This window comes from Streptomyces globisporus (assembly GCF_003501885.1).
Taxonomy (GTDB): domain Bacteria; phylum Actinomycetota; class Actinomycetes; order Streptomycetales; family Streptomycetaceae; genus Streptomyces; species Streptomyces globisporus_D.
In genome coordinates this window covers 36,975-55,789 of sequence record NZ_QWFA01000002.1, presented here as the reverse complement: position 1 = coordinate 55,789, position 18,815 = coordinate 36,975, and the positions used below count along the sequence as shown (strand labels likewise).

General features: G+C 72.7%; 12 protein-coding genes. 8 read left to right on the top strand and 4 right to left on the bottom strand.

The features are described from left to right. The first annotated feature begins 70 nt into the window (after window positions 1-70). Window positions 71-2,953, top strand: coding sequence for a GNAT family N-acetyltransferase (locus tag D3105_RS00745; RefSeq protein WP_118899114.1), 2,883 nt, complete (start codon window positions 71-73; stop codon window positions 2,951-2,953). 48 nt (window positions 2,954-3,001) lie between these two features. Here the strand turns inward: D3105_RS00745 and D3105_RS00740 are convergent, their stop codons facing one another. After that, a complete protein-coding gene (locus D3105_RS00740) occupies window positions 3,002-3,466 on the bottom strand; it encodes a sel1 repeat family protein (RefSeq protein WP_118899067.1) in 465 nt (154 codons plus the stop codon). 68 nt (window positions 3,467-3,534) lie between these two features. After that, window positions 3,535-5,079, bottom strand: coding sequence for a CehA/McbA family metallohydrolase (locus tag D3105_RS00735; protein ID WP_118899113.1), 1,545 nt, complete (start codon window positions 5,077-5,079; stop codon window positions 3,535-3,537). Between the two features lie 123 nt (window positions 5,080-5,202). Between D3105_RS00735 and D3105_RS00730 the strand changes: the two genes are divergently transcribed. Continuing rightward, on the top strand, window positions 5,203-6,048 hold the full coding sequence (locus D3105_RS00730; protein WP_118899066.1) for an LLM class F420-dependent oxidoreductase: 846 nt from the start codon (window positions 5,203-5,205) through the stop codon (window positions 6,046-6,048). Between the two features lie 108 nt (window positions 6,049-6,156). Next, window positions 6,157-7,641: a peptidoglycan D,D-transpeptidase FtsI family protein gene (locus D3105_RS00725; RefSeq protein WP_118899065.1), complete on the top strand. Its 1,485-nt coding sequence runs from the start codon at window positions 6,157-6,159 to the stop codon at window positions 7,639-7,641. Window positions 7,642-7,741: 100 nt separating this feature from the next. Here the strand turns inward: D3105_RS00725 and D3105_RS00720 are convergent, their stop codons facing one another. Next, window positions 7,742-8,341: a TetR/AcrR family transcriptional regulator gene (locus tag D3105_RS00720; protein WP_118899064.1), complete on the bottom strand. Its 600-nt coding sequence runs from the start codon at window positions 8,339-8,341 to the stop codon at window positions 7,742-7,744. 69 nt (window positions 8,342-8,410) lie between these two features. On the opposite strand from D3105_RS00720, the gene D3105_RS00715 reads away from it, so the two are divergent. Together D3105_RS00715 and D3105_RS00710 are read left to right on the top strand one after the other, a co-directional pair. Further along, window positions 8,411-9,634 (top strand): FAD-dependent monooxygenase, encoded by a 1,224-nt coding sequence (locus tag D3105_RS00715; protein WP_118899063.1) that lies wholly within the window; start codon window positions 8,411-8,413, stop codon window positions 9,632-9,634. Next, window positions 9,634-10,095 carry an LIC_13387 family protein gene (locus tag D3105_RS00710; RefSeq protein WP_118899062.1) on the top strand — a complete coding sequence of 154 codons (462 nt, stop codon included), beginning with the start codon at window positions 9,634-9,636 and terminating at the stop codon, window positions 10,093-10,095. Before D3105_RS00715 ends, D3105_RS00710 begins: the two co-directional genes overlap by 1 nt. Window positions 10,096-10,424: 329 nt before the next feature. On the opposite strand, the gene D3105_RS00700 is transcribed toward D3105_RS00710, so the two are convergent. Then, window positions 10,425-11,150: an HAD family hydrolase gene (locus D3105_RS00700; protein WP_118899061.1), complete on the bottom strand. Its 726-nt coding sequence runs from the start codon at window positions 11,148-11,150 to the stop codon at window positions 10,425-10,427. Between the two features lie 150 nt (window positions 11,151-11,300). Here D3105_RS00700 and D3105_RS00695 point away from each other — a divergent pair, with 150 nt between their 5' ends. From D3105_RS00695 to D3105_RS00685, 3 genes are all read left to right on the top strand, one after another. After that, window positions 11,301-13,889 (top strand): bifunctional FO biosynthesis protein CofGH, encoded by a 2,589-nt coding sequence (locus D3105_RS00695; protein WP_118899060.1) that lies wholly within the window; start codon window positions 11,301-11,303, stop codon window positions 13,887-13,889. A 72-nt stretch (window positions 13,890-13,961) separates the two neighbouring features. Next, entirely contained in the window at window positions 13,962-14,336 is a 375-nt protein-coding gene (locus D3105_RS00690) for a CU044_2847 family protein (protein ID WP_118899059.1), read from the top strand. A 39-nt stretch (window positions 14,337-14,375) separates the two neighbouring features. Beyond that, a complete protein-coding gene (locus tag D3105_RS00685) occupies window positions 14,376-18,794 on the top strand; it encodes a S1 family peptidase (protein ID WP_118899058.1) in 4,419 nt (1,472 codons plus the stop codon). Window positions 18,795-18,815: the final 21 nt, after the last annotated feature.

Here is an 18,815-nt window from a genome sequence, read left to right as displayed (position 1 = left end):
TTAGGCTAACCTAAATCTCGGGGGCTGGGGAGTGGCTGAAAACCACCGGGAGCAGGGGATGGGCATTGCGATGACCGCTGACGTCGACAGCGAGAGACCTGGCGCGAGGCCGGCCGAGGGTCCGGGCGAACAGCCCGGCGCGAGACGGGGCCGGGTGTCTGGGGAGAGTTCCGGGGGCTACGAAGTCTTCCGGGACGACTGGGGGATACCTCACCTGCGGGCCGCCGACGCCCTCGCGCTGGCCCGCTCCCAGGGCCACGCCACCGCCCTCGACCGGGCCTGGCAGCTGGAGACCGAACGGCACCGGGTGCTCGGCACCAGCGCCTCCCACCTCGGCGCGGAAGCCGTCGACTGGGACCGGTTCGTCCGGCGGGCCCGGATCGCCGACACCGCCCGCCGCTGCTTCGACCGCCTCGCGCCGGAGACCGCCGCCTGGGTGACGGCGTACGTCGACGGCGTCAACGCGGGTCTCGCCGAAGGGGCCGAGCAGGCACCCGAGTTCGCCGCCGTGGGCCTCGCGCCCGGCCGCTGGGAGCCCTGGACCCCGCTCGGCGTCTGGCTCTCCACGCACATCCTCTTCGCGGGGTTCCCGACCAAACTCTGGCGCGAAGAGGTGGCCCGCCGGCTCGGCGAGGACCGGATGACCCTCTTCGCCACCGACGGGCCCGGCACGGCGGGCAGCAACGGCTGGTTGCTCACCGGCGCCCGCACCGCCACCGGAGCGCCGATCGTCGCGGGCGACCCGCACCGCTTCATCGAGGACCCCGGGGTCTACCAGCAGATCCGGCTGGCCTGCCCCGAGTTCGACGTCGTCGGCCTCGCGGTCCCCGGCATCCCCGGCATCGCCCACTTCGGGCACACCGGCCATGTCGCCTGGGCGATCACCAACGCCATGGCCGACTACCAGGACCTCTACCGGGAGCGGTTGCGCCGCACCCCGGACGGCGGGGTGGAGGCGCTCGGCCCGGACGGCTGGTACCGGGCCCACGCCCACACCGAGACGATCGAGGTGGCGGGGGCGGAGCCGGAGCGGGTCGAGGTGATCGAGACGGACCGGGGCCCGGTGATCATCGGGGACGTGTCCGGCGGCGAGGTGGCCGACGTGGCCGAGGCGCCCGACGTGGCCCCGGCCGCCGACGGCACCTTCATCAGCCTGCGCTACCCGCCCCGCGTCACCGGCGATCTGGGCTTCCACGTGCTGCCCGCGCTGCTCCGGGCCCGTACGGTCGCCGACGTCGACACCGCCCTCGACCGCTGGGTCGAACCCGTCAACGTGGTGCTCGCCGCCGACACCGCCGGGGCCACCCTGCACCGGGTCGCCGGACACGTCCCGGTGCGCCCGTACGCCAACCGGCTGCGGGTCGTTCCCGCCGAGGACCCGGCGTACGCCTGGCGCGAGGGCGAGACCGTCCCCCTGCCCCGTACCGAGGTCGACGGCTCCGGCGGGATCGCGGTGATGGCCAACGAGCGCGGCCTCGCCGCCCCGCTCGGCGTCGAGTTCGCACCCCCGCACCGGGCCCGGCGGATACGGGAGCTGCTCTGCGCGGGCGCCGACTGGACCCCCGACGCCCAGGCCGCCGTCCACACCGACACCCGCCTCGCCTCCTCCCGCCCACTGCTGTCCCTGCTGGCCTGGGCCCCCGAGCTCGGCCCCGCCGCCGAACGCCTCCGGGACCGGCTGCTGCGCTGGGACCGCCACATGGACGCGGACAGCACCGACGCGACCCTCTACGCCCGCCTGCGCACCGATGTCGTCCACCGGTTGGCCGGCCACCCCGCGCTGCGGCGCGTCACGGGCGAGAACGACCCCTGGCGCTCGCCCGCCTACCCCGTCCTCTTCCGCCCCTGGCTCGCCGCCGTCCCCCGGATCGGCTACGCCCTGGAGAGCCTGCTCACCGTCGGACTCCTGCCGTACGAGGACCGGTTGGCGCTCGTCGCGGCCTCGGCCGAGGCCGTCGCGGCGGCGGCCGAGGAGACCCCGCCCGCCCCGTGGGGCGAGCTGCACCGGCTCTCCCCCTGGCAGGCCCTGCCGGACCTCGCACCCGACAGCTCCGACGCGGAGGCGATCCGGCCGGGGGTCGCGGGCGACCACGACTGCGTGCTGTCCACCTCCAGCGTCCCCGGCGTCACCGACCTGTTCGCCCGGGGCCCGGCCGCCCGCTACGTCTGGGACCTGGCCCGCCGCGAGGACAGCCGGTGGGCGGTCCCCTTCGGCGCGTCCGGAATCCCCGGATCCGCCCACCACCGCGACCAGACGCCCCTGTGGGTACGGGGCGGGCTCGCCCCGGTCGTCACGGACTGGAACCTGCTGCACCGCACGACGCCCCACCGCACGACGCACCGCCCCGAGGAGACCCCCGCCATGACCGTCGCCGAACCCGTCGCGCCCGCCCTCCGCCCGGCCGTCCACGAGCAGAAGGTCGAGGGCTTCGGCACCGTCCGTCTCGTCCCGGTCGACCCGGCGGCCGACGCCGAGCTGCTGCACGGCTGGGTCACCGAGGAGCGGGCCCGCTTCTGGGGCATGGCCGACCACACCCGTGAACAGGTGCGCGAGATCTACGAGTTCGTGGACTCGCTCCCCACGCACCACGCCTTCCTCGCACTGCGCGACGGGGTCCCGGCTGCGCTCTTCCAGACGTACGAGCCGGACGCCGACCCGGTCGGCGAGTGCTACGACGTCCAGCCCGGGGACTTCGGCGTCCACCTGCTGATCGCGCCCGCCGAGGGCGAAGGCGCGGTGCGGGGGTACACGGAGGCCCTGCTCACCGTGTTCATCGCCTACGTCTTCAGCGACCCGGCCCACCTGCGGGTCATCGTGGAGCCCGACGCCCGTAACGAGAAGGCGATCGCCCGGATGGTCCGGATCGGGTTCGAGCTGGGTCCGGAGATCCGGAAGCCGGAGAAGACGGCCCGGCTGGCGTTCCTGACGAGGTCGGCGCTGGGACTGGCGTAACGGAAACCGCTCGCGCGGGCGCGGACCCCACAGCCCGAGGCGGTGTCCTCACGGAGCCGGGTCCGCCCCGTCCGGGTGCAGTGCGCCGCCGGGGCGGAACAGCCGCTTGGCCACCGCGTGCCCGCGCTCCGCCGCCATCCGGAACCACGGCTCCGCCGCCGCCAGCCCCTCGCGCTGCTCGACCAGGCGGCCCAGCTCCCACATCGACTCCACGTCACCGGCCTTCACCGCCTGCCGCAGCAGCCGCTCGGCCGTGTCGGGACGCCCCTCGGCCCGCGCGGTGAGGGCGAGCGTCCGCAGCCCCCGTACCGCCCGCGCGTCCCCGGCGGCGGCCGCGACCGCCAGCGCGCGCGGATCGGCGGGGCGGCGGTACCGGTTGCCCAGGATCAGCAGGATCCCGAGCACCCACATGATCCAGCTCAGGCTGATCAGCGTGCCGTTGCCGGTGATCACCCCGGTCAGGCTCAGCGCGCCGCCCGCCGGCAGCAGGAAGTACCCCAGCCCCGGTCCCATGCCCGCTCCTCTCCGCCCGGCTTTTCGCCCGGCCTTTCCGCCGAGCGTGCTTCGTCCCTTCCCGCTTCTCAGCCCGACGTACCGGCCTCCGCGTCGAGGAAGACCGGGTTGGTGAGCGCCGCGAACGCGCCCGGCAGTCCGGGAACGGCCGGTGCGTGCCGGACCTCGGCCCGCACGTACGCGGCGTGGGCGGGAGTCGTACGCCACTCCACCACGCCCGCGCCCGCCGAGGGCAGCGGGGTGGTCAGCAGGACCCCCTGGTCGGTGACCAGGCGCACCGTGCAGTCTGCGGCCGCACCCGACACCTCCAGCCGTAGGGTCACGGGGGCGTCGGCCGCCGCCCGCAGCCGCTCGCCGATGCCCGCGTGCCGGCCGCGCCCGTCCGTCGCTGCGAAGGAGAGGGTCAGGGCGGCGGACTCGGCGAGGTAGGAGCGGCCCGCCCGGATGCCCGCGAGGACGGCCCGCCGCGACAGCGACTCGGCCAGGACGACGGTCTGCGGGTGGCCCAACCGGTCCGGCTCGCGGTGGGCGTCGCTGTTGCCCATCGCGGGAAGCCAGCGCCCCGGCCCGTCGTCCGCGTTCCGTACGGAGGCCACCAGCGCGTTGTCCCACTCGGCGAGGGCGACCTCGTCGTCCGGGGTCCAGGGCCCGTTCCACACCTCGACCGCGTCCGCCTCCGCGAGGCCGAACTTCCAGTTGCAGCCGATGCAGGTGGCGTGCGGATGGGCGGGCACGACGAGCCCGCCGGCCCGGCGGACCTGGTGCGCGTACCGGCCGAAGCGGTGATCGCGGGCCCGGTAGCGCCAGTCGACGAAGACGCCCGGGTCGGTGCCGACGGCCAGGACGTGCCCGTTGCGGGTGGTGATCTCCTCGCCGGTCAGGATCAGCAGGTCGTCGCCCCACAGCCCTTCCCACGCGGCGTGCGCGGAGCTGGTGTTGTGCTCGCTGCTGTTGATGAAGTCGAGCCCGGCGGCCCGCGCGGCGGCGGCCACCTCGGCCGGGGTGCGCCGCCCGTCGGAGTGGACGGAGTGGACGTGGCAGTCGCCCCGGTACCAGGCCCGGCCGCGCCCCTTGGTCCGCTCGGGCGGGTACACCGGCGCGGGAGCCGGGGCCGCCTCGCCGAAGCGGAGGGTGACGGTCACCTCGTACGGGAGGCCTTCGGGGGCCACGGTGTAGGGGGCCAGGGCGATGTGCCAGGTGCCGGGGCGTACGGGGCCGGGGAGGTAGCCGGGGGTCGCGGCGTCGGACCGGACCAAGAACGAGGTGCGCGCCCCGCCGGACCAGCCCCGGAAGCCGCGCCCGCCCAGGTCCGTACCGCGTTCGTCGAAGAGGCCGATGTCGAGCGCGTTGCCCTGGGCGCCGGGCGGGACAGGCGGTTTCCCGTACGTGTAGGAGACGGCGAATTCGGCCACCCCGCGCGGGACTTCGACCGGGAGGTACACGTAGTCGGGCGATCCGACGGGCAGGGTCCCGCGCACGGTCCGGGTGCGGTGGGGGCCGTCGGGTGCGGGCCCGGGGCGGTCCTCGGCTCGGGCGAAGTTCACGGGGGCCAACGTCAGGCCGGTGGCGGCGGTCGCGGCGAGGAGGCCGCGCCGGTTCAGGGCGGTGTTCATGGCCGTCACGGTCTCGGATTTCGCCGACATACGGCTTACGTTGGCGCTTCGCACGGACGACGTACAGAAGGACGACGTAACAAGACGCCCTACGGAACGACGACGACCACGGAGGTGGCTTCGATGCGGATTTCCACCACGATCTTCCTCACCGACGAGACGGTGACCCCGGTCGGGCTCGCCCGCGAGCTGGAGCAGCGGGGGTTCGGCGGGCTGTATCTGCCCGAGCACACGCACATTCCGGTCAGCCGCCGCACGCCGTACCCGATGGGCGGCGAGCTGCCCCGCGAGTACGGCCGGATTCTGGACCCGTTCGTCGCCCTCGGCCAGGCAGCCGCCGTCACCGAGCGCCTGACCCTGGGCACCGGCATCACGCTGGTCGCCCAGCACGACCCGATCGACCTGGCCAAGCAGGCGGCCACCCTGGACCACCTGTCCGGCGGCCGGTTCACGCTCGGCGTCGGCTACGGCTGGAACGTCGAGGAGGCCGCCGACCACGGGGTGGAGTGGCCGACGCGCCGGGACCGGGTCCGGGACCGGATGGCGCTGATGCGGGCCCTGTGGGCGGACGAGCCGACCGGGTACGAGGGCGCCTTCGGGTCGGTGCAGGCGAGCGAGGCGCACCCGAAGCCGTTCCGGCGGCCCCGCGGCCCGGTCAACGGCCCGCGCACGCTGATCGGCGGCGGGGCGGGCCCGAAGCTGTTCGCGCACATCGCGGAGTACGCGGACGGCTGGCTGCCCATCGGCGGCGGGGGGCTCACCGACTCCCTGCCGAAGCTGCGGGCGGCCTGGGAGGAGGCCGGGCGCGACCCGAAGGACCTCCAGGTGGTGCCGTACGCGGTGCGGCCGAGCCCCGGGAAGCTCGCCCACTACGCGGAGCTGGGCATCGAGGAGGTCGTGCTCCAGCTGCCCCCGGCGGACGAACCGGAGGTGCTGCGGACCCTGGACGCGTACGCCGCGTACCTGTGAGGAGGAGCCCTCCGGGGCCGCCGGTGCAACCGTGCCCGCGTACAGGGCATCCTTATTCACCGGGGATCGCTATACGCGGGCCGGAGGCCCGCCCGGGTGGGGAGTGGAATGAACAGGCCGTTGCGGCACATAGCCATCTTCTGCGGGCTGCTGGTGCTGGCCCTGCTGCTGCGGGCGAACTGGCTCCAGCACGTCGACCGCCAGGAGCTGGCCCAGAACGAGCACAACGCCCGGGTCCGGTTCGAGCGGTTCTCCACCCCGCGCGGCGACATCATCGTCGGCGGCAAGGCGATCACCGGCTCGAAGGAGACCGACAGCCGGGACTACGCGTTCCGCCGGACCAACAAGGACGGGGCGATGTACGCGCCCGTCACCGGGTACGCCTCGCAGTCCCGGGGCACCTCGCTGCTGGAGCGGACCTACGACAGCGTCCTCAGCGGCCAGGACGACCGGTTCGCCTTCCGGCACGCCAAGGACGTCTTGACCGGCCAGCCCCGGCGCGGCGGCGACGTGATCACCACGATCGACGCCAAGGCGCAGAAGGCCGGCTACAAGGGGCTGACCGACCTGGGCGCCCGGGGTGCGGTCGTCGCCCTGGACCCGAGCACCGGCAAGGTTCTGGCCCTGGTCTCCACCCCCTCGTACGACCCTGAGGTCTTCGCCGGCATCTCGTTCAAGGAGAGCGACCGCTTCACCGCGCTGGAGAAGAAGAAGGACAAGCCGCTGGCCAACCGCCCGCTGCGCGAGACCTACCCGCCCGGCTCCACCTTCAAGATCCTCACGGCCGCGGCGGCGCTGGAGCACGGCGTGGTCACCGACGTGGACGCCCGGACGGACGCCGTATCGCCGTACCCGCTGCCGCTCTCCACGAACAGGATCGGCAGTGAGGCGGGTGACGCCGTGTGCAGCAAGGCGTCGATGAAGACCGCCATGCAGTACTCCTGCAACAACGTCTTCCTCGACGCGGCCGCCGAGCTGGGCGAGGACCGGATGCGGGAGACGGCGGAGAAGTTCGGCTTCAACGAGGACGTGTACGCGGAGGAGTTCGGCGACATGCTCGCCACGAAGAGCCTCTACCCGCCGAAGCTCGACAAGCCCGGCACGGCCCTCACCGGCATGGGCCAGGGCAGCCTGACCAGCACCCCGATGCAGATGGCGATGGTCACGGCGGCCCTCGCCAACGACGGCAAGCTGATGCAGCCGTTCATCGTCGACGAGCTGCGCGGCCCGGACCTCTCCACGCTGGAGAAGAACGAGCCGACGGAGATGAGCCAGGCCGTCTCGCCGGAGACGGCGAAGAAGGTCCAGGAGATGATGGAGCACACCGCGAAGGAGGGCAGCGCCCAGCGCGCCCTGATCGACGGTGTGACGGTCGGCGGCAAGACGGGCACCGCCCAGCGCGGTGTGAACGTCCGCGACGAGGTCCCGTACGGCTGGTTCGTCAGCTACGGCAAGAAGGACGACGGCCGCTCGGTCGCGGTCGCCGTGTTCATCGACCCGACGGACATGGACATCTCCCGCTCGGACATCTCGGGCGGCCGCCTGGGCGCTCCGATCGCGAAGAGCGTGATGCAGGCGGTGCTGGGGGACTAGGGAGCACCAACCTCAGCCCGTCCGGCGTGCCACCCAGCCCGTCCGGCGTGGGCCCACCCCGCCTGCGCGGGTGACCACCCCGGCCCGCGTTCTTGTGCCCTCAGGGGGCGAGCAGAGCGGTGAGCATCCGCTGTACGACCAGCGTCAGTTCGGCCGGGTCCGGTGCCGGGCGGCTCGCGGCCGGGGCGCCGGCGATGCGGTCGTACAGCAGGCCGTCGGTCCAGGCGACGAGCAGGTCCGCCGCCTGATCCGGATCGGGGGCGCCGAGCGACGCCAGCAGCGTGGCGGCCCTGGCGCGTGCGGCGCGGCCGGCGGTTTCCAGGTCGGCGCGGAGTTCCGGGCGGCGGGTCGCCTCCAGGCTGAGCTCGAAGCGGGCCAGTTGGCGGTCACGTCCCGTGGTCAGCCAGTGGTGCAGCAGCGCGGCCAGGGCCTCGGCGGCGGAGTCCGGGTCCGGGATGCCGTGCCGAGCCTCCCAGCGGTCCACGTCGGTGACCGTCAGTGTGGCCAGGCGGAGGTAGCAGGCGCTGATCAGGGCGGATCGCGTGCGGAAGTAGTACGACGTACTGCCGGCGGGCAGCCCCGCCGCCGTGTCGACCGCGCGGTGGGTCAGGCCGCGCAGACCCGCGGCGGCCACCGTGGCGATGGCGGTGTCGGCGATCAGGTCCCGGCGGTCGGGTTGGGGAGCAGGCATGGTCCGCACTCTATAGGTGTAGAGTGCGGACCATGACTCTCTACAGGTGTAGAGGGTGTGCGTGGGGAGGTGATCCTTATGGGTGTTCGTCATGCTGTCGTGGCCGGAGGCGGGATCGGCGGCCTGACCGCCGCGGTGGCGCTGAGCCGTCGCGGATGGCGGGTGACCGTGTGCGAACGGGCCTCCGCACTCACGGGGATCGGTGCGGGCATCGTGCTCGCCCCGAACGCCCTGCGTGCCCTGGAGTCGATCGGCCTGGGGCCTGCGGTGTCGGTGGGCGAGCCCCTGGCCGGTGTGCTCGGACTCCGTACCCCCGACGGGGCGTGGCTGAGCCGGACCGGCGCCACGGCCGCCCGCTACGGGCCTCCCGCCCGCGCCGTCCACCGCGGCTTCCTGATCGACGCCCTCGCCGCCGCCCTGCCTCCCGGCGCGCTGCGCCTCGGCGTCTCGGTGGGCGGGGCGGACGAGGCCGCCGAGGGTGCGGTGGTGGTGCGTACGTCGGCGGGGGAGCTGCGGGCCGATGCCGTCGTGGCGGCCGACGGACTGCGCAGCGCGCTCCGGGGGCAGCTCTTTCCCCGGCACCCCGGTCCGCGCTACGCCGGTGAGACCGGCTGGCGGGCGGTGCTGTCCGGTGCCGGCCTGCCCGCGCTCCCGGCCGCCGAGACCTGGGGGAGAGGGGAGCGGTTCGGGATCGTCCCCCTCGCCGACGGCCGGGTCTACGTGTACGCGACCGCTGTCACCGGCCCCGGTACGCGGCCGGCCGACCACCGTGCGGAGCTGATCCGCCGCTTCGGCGCCTGGCACGATCCGATCCCGGCACTGCTGGAGCGGCTGGACCGGCGCGAGCCCGACCCCGTGACCGTCCTCCACCACGACCTCTACGAACTCGCCGCGCCCCTGCCCCGGTTCCACTCCGGCCGGGTTGCCCTGCTCGGTGACGCCGCCCATGCGATGACACCCAACCTGGGTCAGGGCGGCTGCCAGGCCATCGAGGACGCGGTCGTCCTGGCGCACCTCCTCGCGGGCGACACCGGCGTACCGGCCGCGCTCGCCGCCTACACGGAGGCCCGGCACGGGCGCACGACGCGGATCAGCCGCCGTTCCCGGCGTATGGGGGACCTGGCCCGGCTCTCCCGTCCCCTGGCGGTATCCGTCCGCAACTTCGCCGTCCGTGCCACGCCGTCGGCAGTCACGACACGAGGACTGGACACGCTCCTCGGCTGGCAGCCCCCGCCCGGCCCGGTCCCTGGTTCGGCCCAGGCCCCACGCCAGTCCGTCGGCATCGAGGAGGAGCAGCAGTGATGAACACCGCGGTCCCCGCCCGGACTTCCACCGGAGCGGATCCCGTACGGCCCTTCAGAATCGGCGCGTACGGATTCGTCGTCCTCGGGGTCGGGCACCTCGCCTTCGTCGCCGCGACGGCCTCGGCCACCCCGACCCCCGAGCAACGTACGGCCGACACGGCGATGCGGGAATCCACCTTCACCCTGCTCGGCCTCGAACGCACCACCCTCGACGTCACCCACGGCATGAGCATCGCCATGGCTCTCTTCGTCATCGCCTGCGGTCTGCTGATGCTCGCCGCCGTCCGCCATGCCCCGGACCTCGTCCGGCGGCGTACCGCCTTCGGCTGGGTGTCCCTGGTGGCCTCCCTGGCCGCCCTCGGGCTCGCGCTGCTCCTGCTGCCCGCCCCGCCGATCGTCATCCTGCCCGTCACCAGCTACGCGTTCGCCCTGTCGCTGCGGAGAGGAGCCGCGGACTGACGTACGGGTGGGGGTCCTGCCTGATCCTGGGCCGGCTGTTCCAGGGCCCGATCGCGGCCCTGCTGCCGCTGGAGATCGCCTTCGTACGGGACCGGCTCCCCGTCGCCGACGCGCGCCGGGCGATCACCCGCCTGGTCGGGGCGCTCACGCTCGGCGCGATGGCCGGGGGCGTGGTGATGGGGCTCGTCGACTCCGCGTTCGGGGATCTGCGGCTCACGCTTCTGGTCCCGGCGGTGCTCGCGGTGGTCTGCGTGCCGGTCTCCTTCATCGCCGTACCGGAGTCCGAGGGCCGCGCCGGCGACCGGGTCGACCGGGCGCGCTGGGGGCGGTCACCGAACCGACCTCAACGCGCCCCGGCGCACCACCTTCGGCTCCTCGTCCGCCGACGCGCCCGGAGCCGCCGCCCCGCCCGGGTCCGCCGACCCCACCAACCCCACCAGTTCCGTCAACGCGTCGATGCGGAAGTCCGCCGTCTCCACCACGTCCGGGTGGTCCGCCCACCAGTGCCCGTACGGCCCCCGCCGCAGATGCGCCGTCCGCATCCCCGCCGCCGCTGCCGGGAACAGGTCGTCGGCCGGATGATCGCCCACGTACAGCGTCGCCTCCGGGGCCGCGCCCGACGCCTCGGCCACCCGCGCGAAGAACTCCGGGTCGGGCTTCCGTACGCCCCATTCGCCCGAGGTGACCACCAGATCCGCGGGCAGGTCCAGCGCCCGCAGCAGCTCCCCGGCCCGGACCGTCCCGTCCCCCGCCACCACGACCCGCACGCCCGCGGCCCGCAGTTCGCCCAGCGCGGGCCGGACGTCCTGGTAGAGGTCCGACTCGTCGAGGTGCTCCCCGCGCCCGGCGGCGGCCCGCGCGCGGTAGGCCTCCTCGACGTCCATGTCGGGCCGCAGGATCCGCAGCGCGTCCGTGGCCTCGCGGCCCTGGGCGACGGCAGCGCCCACCAGAGCGCCGAGCGTGTGCGGGGGTACGCCGAGCCAGTCGGCCCAGGACGCCCAGTGCCGGTCGTCGCGTACGAGGGTTTCGCCGATGTCGAGGACGATCGTTTCCATCACCGTTCCGACACTAGGCGCGAGGGCGCCGCCGACGGGGCATCATCCGGGTGAGTCGGCCCGCACGAGTGACCAGGAGCACCCCGCGGCCTGCGCATACAGGTCCCGGGCCCTGCTCCGGCACCCGCGCCTCGCTCGTATGCTCGGTTCATGACCGATCCCGATCCTCAGAGCGGACGTCCCACCTCCAACGCCATGCGGCGCGCGCTCAAACGTGCCCGCGACGGTGTCGCCCTCGATGTGACCGAGGCCGCCGTTCTGCTCCAGGCGCGTGGCGACGACCTGAAGGATCTGGCCGCGTCCGCCGCCCGCGTCCGGAACGCGGGCCTGGAGTCGGTGGGCCGGCCGGGCGTGATCACGTACTCCCGCAAGGTCTTCATCCCGCTCACCCGCCTCTGCCGCGACCGGTGCCACTACTGCACCTTCGTCACCGTTCCCGGAAAGCTGCGCCGCGCGGGCCACGGGATGTTCCTGTCGCCCGACGAGGTGCTGAAGATCGCCCGCGAGGGGGCGGCGATGGGCTGCAAGGAAGCGCTGTTCACGCTCGGCGACCGCCCCGAGGACCGGTGGCCGGAGGCGCGGGAGTGGCTGGAGGCGGAGGGGTACGACGACACCCTCGCGTACGTGCGAGCCATGGCGATCCGGGTCCTGGAGGAGACGGGCCTGCTGCCCCACCTCAACCCGGGCGTGATGACCTGGACCGACCTCCAGCGGCTGAAGCCGGTCGCCCCCTCGATGGGGATGATGCTGGAGACGACGGCGACCCGCCTGTGGTCCGAGCCGGGTGGCCCGCACCACGGCTCCCCGGACAAGGAACCGGCCGTACGGCTGCGGGTCCTGGAGGACGCGGGGCGTTCCAACGTGCCCTTCACCACCGGCATCCTGATCGGGATCGGCGAGTCGTACGAGGAGCGCGCCGACTCCCTCTTCGAGCTGCGAAAGACGGCCCGCGCCTACCACGGCATGCAGGAAGTCATCGTGCAGAACTTCCGTGCCAAGCCGGACACGGCGATGCGCGGGATGCCCGACGCCGAGCTGGAGGAGCTGGCCGCCACCATCGCGGTGGCCCGGCACATCCTCGGCCCCTCGGCCCGGATCCAGGCCCCGCCGAACCTGGTGGACGCGGAGTACGCGCTCCTCATCGGCGCGGGCATCGACGACTGGGGCGGGGTCTCGCCGCTGACCCCCGACCACGTGAACCCGGAACGCCCCTGGCCGCACATTGACGAACTGGCCGCGCGTACCGCCGAGTCGGGCTTCACGCTCCGCGAACGCCTCACCATCTACCCCGAGTTCATCCAGCGCGGCGAGCCCTGGCTCGACCCCCGTCTCCTCCCGCACGTCCGCGCCCTCGCCGACCCGGAGACGGGCCTCGCCCGCGAGGACGCACTCCCCGTCGGCCTGCCCTGGCAGGAGCCGGACGAGGGCTTCACCTCCTCCGGCCGCACCGACCTGCACGCCACCATCGACACCGAGGGCCGTACCGGCGACCGCCGCAACGACTTCGACGAGGTGTACGGGGACTGGGAGGCGCTCCGCGAGGCGGCGGCCCCCGGTATGGTCCCCTCCCGCATCGACGCCGACGTACGCCAGGCCCTGAGCCAGGCGGCCGACGACCCGACGAAGCTCACCGACGACCAGGCTCTCGCCCTGCTCCACGCGGACGGCCCGGCGCTGGACGAACTGTGCCGGATCGCGGACGCGCTGCGCCGGGACGTGGTCGGCGACGACGTCACATACATCGTCACGCGGAACATCAACTTCACCAACGTCTGCTACACGGGCTGCCGCTTCTGCGCCTTCGCCCAGCGCCGCACCGACGCCGACGCGTACACCCTCTCGCTCGACCAGGTCGCGGACCGGGCGGCGCAGGCGTGGGACGTCGGCGCGGTCGAGGTCTGCATGCAGGGCGGGATCCACCCGGACCTGCCCGGCACGGCGTACTTCGACATCGCGCGGGCGGTGAAGGAACGCGTCCCCGGCATGCACGTCCACGCGTTCTCGCCCATGGAGGTCGTCAACGGGGCCACCCGCACCGGAATGTCGATCCGCGACTGGCTGACCGCCGCCAAGGAGGCCGGGCTCGACTCGATCCCCGGTACGGCGGCGGAGATCCTGGACGACGAGGTCCGCTGGGTCCTCACCAAGGGCAAACTGCCCACGGCCACCTGGCTGGAGGTCATCAAAACCGCGCACGAGGTGGGCCTGCGCTCGTCCTCGACGATGATGTACGGGCATGTCGACCAGCCCCGCCACTGGCTCGGCCACTTCCGCACGCTGGCCCGACTCCAGCAGGAGACGGGCGGGTTGACGGAGTTCGTCACCCTCCCCTTCATCCACACCAACGCCCCGGTCTACCTTGCGGGCATCGCCCGCCCGGGGCCGACGGACCGCGACAACCGGGCGGTGACCGCGATGGCGCGGCTCCTCCTCCACCCGCACATCACCAACATCCAGACGAGCTGGGTGAAGCTCGGCACGGAGGGTGCGGCGGAGATGCTCCGCTCGGGCGCGAACGACCTGGGCGGCACGCTGATGGAGGAGACCATCTCCCGGATGGCGGGGTCGAGTTACGGCTCGTACCGCTCCATCCAGGACCTGAAGGCCATCGCCGACCTGGCGGGCCGCCCGTCCCGTCCCCGTACGACGCTCTACGGCGAGGTCCCCGCCGAACGCGTCGCGGCGGCCACGGCGTCGGACGGTCATCTGCCGGACCTGCTGCCGGTGCTGCCGAGCTGAGAAGGACAACGTCCGCGACCGTGCGCACGGTTGGCTTCGTTATGATCGCTCCTCCCTACGCTGGAGGTCGAGTTGAGCGAAAGCCCTGTCCGCACGGTCGAGGTTCCGTTGGAGGACGGCAGCGACGAGACGATCCGTGTGCAGATCCGTGAGGTGGACGAATCCCTGGTGCGGGTCGGGCGCGGAGACCGCTCCGTAGCCCGTGCGGGGCGGTCCTTCGGGCAGATGCTGGACACGGTGCGGCCGGTCGCGGAGAGCTTCGTCGGCAGGTTCCGGGGGATGGCCAACGCCCCGGACGAGGTCACGCTGGAGTTCGGTGTGTCGCTGTCGGCCGAGGCGGACGTGGTCATCGCCAGCACCGCGACCGCGGCCAACTTCTCGGTGAGCCTGACGTGGCACAAAAGCGATGCCGCTGATGCGAACGAGCCCGCGCAGGAAGTACGTTGACCTGACCGGCTGACGGGGGACGCGGGGGTCACGGGGGTCATGGTGTCGGGGGAAGAGGCGCTGAGCGCCGACGAGGCGTTGAACGCGGCGGTCGTCCGGGTCAGGGGAAGTGACGGGTCGATCGCCGGAGGCGGCTTCCTCGTCACCTCGGACCGGGTACTGACCTGCGCCCATGTCGTGTCCGACGCGCTGGCCAGGAGACGGGATCTCGACGTCGCCGCCGGCGTCGAGGTGCTGATCGACTTCCCGCTCGCCGACGGGCCCGGTGAGCAGCGCTTCGTCGCCGAGGTAGAGCAGTGGATACCGGAGAAGCCCAAGTACAGCGGGGACGTGGCGGTACTGCGGTTGCGCGACGCGGTTCCCGGCACGCGCCCGCTGCCGTTGGCCGCTTCCGTCGCGGTGTCGCACCGGCCGGTGAGACTCGTGGGGTTCCCGGACGACGAACTGGGCGTGGTCTGGCACCGGGGACAGCTCAGCGGCAAGTCGTCGGGCGACTGGATCCAGCTCTCCCGCGCCGACAGCCGGACGACCCACATCACCGGGGGCTACAGCGGCAGCCCTGTCTGGGACGAGCAGCGCGGTGCGGCGGTCGGCATCGTCGTCGCGACCCAGCGGAAGCGCGACGACACCCAGCAGTCCTTCGCGATCAGTGTGAAAGCGGCGCTCGGCAAGCTGCCCGATCTCGAACGCGAGCTGGCCGCGGAGCCGTTCCGGGGCATCGACACCTTTCAGGAGCGCCACGAGGACATCTTCTTCGGCCGCGACAGCGACATCGAGGCCGTGGTCGAAGCGCTGGAAACGCACGGGGCCGTCACGCTCTTCGGACCGTCGGGCTGCGGAAAGTCCTCGCTGGCGCTGGCCGGCGTGGTTCCCCGGATACGGCGTGGGAGCGGCGAGGAGGACGACGGCCGGCCGGGCTACGACGCGATCGTGGTGAACGCCGGCACCGACGGTTCCTTGCTCTCCGGACTGGCCGTCGACCTCTACGAAGCCGTCCGCACCGGACGGTACGGGGATCCGCGCGCGCAGAGCGTCGGGGAGGTGCGGGAGTCGCTGGTGAGCGAGGGCCTGGTGGAGACGCTGAACATGTTGCGCGGCGCTTCGGGCGGCAGGTATCTCGTCGTTGTCGACCAGGCCGAGGCTCTCCTGAAACTCGGCGACGCGGAGATCAAGAAGGTCGCCGGGCTGCTCTCTCCGGTCGGCCGCCCCGGATCCGGATCCCGGCTGCTTGTCACGCTCCGGTCCGACTTCATGGACGCGGCGCTCAGACACCCCCGCCTCGGCTCCCTGGTGGGCGGCAGCGAACTGTTTCCCCTGACGCCGATGTCACGGGGCCAACTCCAGGCCGTGATCAACAGGCCGGTGGAGAAGGCTCCGGCGGTGGATTACGACCCGGGCCTGGCCGACCGCATTCTGGAGGACGCGTGCCGGGAGCCGGAGAATCTGCCGCTCCTGGGCTTCCTGCTGAAGCAGCTGTGGGACAACCGGTCCGCCGGCCGGCTGCGCACATCGACGTACGAGGCGCTGAACGGGGTCGAGGGCGCGCTGGAGAAGCACTGCGAGCAGGCCTGGAAGCAGTACGTCGGCGAGAGCGAGCGGATCGCCGCCGCCAGGCTGCTCAGAGGCCTGGTGAGAGTGCTGCCCGGGAGCGGGAAGCCGCTGCGCCGCAGGCTCACGCCGGATGAGGCGGGCGAGGACGGATGGGAGCTCGCCAAGTCGTTCGGTGCTCAGCCGCTGCGGCTGCTCGTGCTGCGCGGTGGGCGCGGAGAACCGGAGACCGCCGAGCTGGCCCACGAGAAGCTGATCGAGGTGTGGCCCGCGCTGAGAGATCAGGTGCGGAAGGACGAGCGGTTCCTGACGGGCCGCGCGGAGCTGAACCATGACCGCGACCGCTGGACGAAGCAGGGCAGGCCGTCCGCCCTGCTGCCGGCTGAGGTGCAACTGGCTTATATCCAGTCATGGTTGGGGGACCGGGAGCAAGAACTCGACGCACCGGAGCGTGACTTCCTGGAGCGGGCGCGTCAGCACCGACGCCTGCGCCGGGCACGCGGCCGTGCGGCCTGGACCGCGGCGGCCGTGGTGTTGGCGCTGATCGTCGGACTCGGCACCTTCCTCGTCTACCAGCAGCGCGTCAGTACACAGCGCGAGGAGGACGGCCGGTCGCGGCTGCTGGCCACCTACTCCGCCGAGGCCGCCAAGCAGGATCCGGGACAGGGCGCGCTGATCGCCATGGGCGCGTACGCGATCTCGCCCACGGCCGAGGCCCGCAACGCCGTGCTCCGCCGGTACGACCAGTTCAAGAACGCCGCCTGGGTCCTGACCGGGACCGAGGGGAGCATCCGGGACGTCGCGATGAGCGTCGACGGCTCGGTGACGCTCGCGACGACCGAGAACGGGCGCGCCACGCTCTTCGTACGCCAGGCCGGAGGACGCATTCAGCGCCTCCAGCTCGACCTGGACGAGATGGCTTTCCACCCGCTGGTCAGCCGGGACGGCCGACGGATCGCCCATGTGTCGGCGTCGGGCACGCTGGCCCGGTACGAGGTCGACCTGGCCGCCGACCGTCCGGAGGACCTTCTCCGCCCGCAACTCCCATTGAGGGGGAAGGAGTTCGAAAGGATCGCCGACACCATGGGCTGGGTGGGCACGGAGAAGAGCCTGATGGCTCTCTCGCCGGACGCCGGAAGCGTGGTCACGCTGGTGGAGGGCCGGCTGACGCTGTGGGACCTGGCGACGGGACGCCGCGAGGACGTGCCGGGCCGGCTGCCCGTGGCGAGCGAATCCGTGTGGTTCGGGCCCGACGGCAACACGCTCGTGGTTGGCCGGGACGACACCGGCGGCGACGGCATCGTGATGGAAGCGGTGGACGTCGGCACGGGAAAGGTCCGTGAGCTGGCGGACGACGTCGACGACGGGGCGATGTACGGCTCGGGCACGGCGCTGTCCGGTGACGGAGGTGTGCTGGTCTTCTGCCGTCGGGTGGAGAAGGGCGACAACAAGGTCGCCGTCTACCGTGCCCTGCGCGTGAAGGACGGACGACCGCTGAACAGCTACACCTACGACACCGGGTACAACAGCGATTGCGGAAGTATCGCCGTCGACGAGAAGGGCGACCGCTTCACGGCCAATCACCATGAGATGTGGATAACCGTTGGCACGCGACGCGGCAGCAGCGTGACGCAGGCCGACGCGCCCTCGCCGGACCTGGTCATCGGCCGTCTCCTCGGAGACGGCCGGCACACGGTCCTTCCCATGGTCGCCTACGGTGACAACCACGTGACGGCCCAGCCGCTGGCCCGCCGCGACGTCGACGGTTCCGAGATCGTCCTCGGTTCGCCCCGCCTGGTCGACGGCGGAAAGTCCCTGCTGGCCCACCTCGTGGACTACGAGAAGCCCGACAAGGGCGAGACGTTGGCGCTCGTCGACGCGGCGTCCGGCCGGATCACCACCGAGGTGAAATGGGCCGACCGGGCCGCGCAGAACGACCAGGGGCTGGAACGCAACCTGCAGGTGAACGATGCCGGGACGCTCGTGGCGGACGTGGTCGACCGCGACCGGATCCAGATCCGGGAGATGCCGTCGCTGCGCCAGGTGGCGGAGCTCACCACGCACGAACCCCCGGCCGACCGGAGCGGCAGCCCGGAAGCGCTCACGTTCACCTTCCTCCGGGGCGGCGACGAACTCGTGACCCTCTCCGGCAGCCGGATCGAGCACTGGGACGCCCGGACCGGCCGCCGCCTGTCTCCCGCCATCGACGCCCGCGCACTGGGCCTGACGAAGAAGAACCCGCCTCGCTTCGGCGAGGGCCGGCCGGCGGCCGTCGACTCGGGCTTCGCGGTGAACAGGCACGTCGAGAAGGGCTATGTGCAGATCATGGTCGCCCGCGAACCGGTCCTGTACGCCGTTCACCTGCGTACCGGCAAGGAGAACAAGGATCTGCGCGTCAGCCTCGGTCCGAACATCGAGCGGGCGAGGCAGGACGGCAGCGGTCGCTATGCCGCCGCCAAGTCGCCCGGCGGAATGCTGGAGTTGTGGTCGACGCCGAGGGGAGAACGGCCGGCCAGACTCGTCGGACCGCTCGGCCCGCTGGGCTCCGACGAACGCTTCACCGGCGACGGGTACGTCTTCAGCTTCACCGGAACCGACGGCGAGTTCTTCGTCGCGAACGGCGGCGCGGTGCGCTTCCAGCAGCTCTCGGACTCCGACGCCCTCGAGACGTACGACTTCGCGGCGCACCAGCACTTCCTGGCCGCGTCCCCGGACGGCAGAACCCTGCTGCGTACGCTCTCCGGAGGCAGCTTCGGCGGAGGCAACGGAGACCGCGGCCGATTGGACCTGCTCCACCTCGACCCCGAGCTCTGGAAGCGCCACCTGTGCACCGTCGTCGGCCGAGACCTCACGGCGGACGAACGCGGCGGCCTGCCGTCGGGCTTGCCGGAAGGGATCTGCCCGGCCTGAACGGAACGGGAGTGGCCCCCG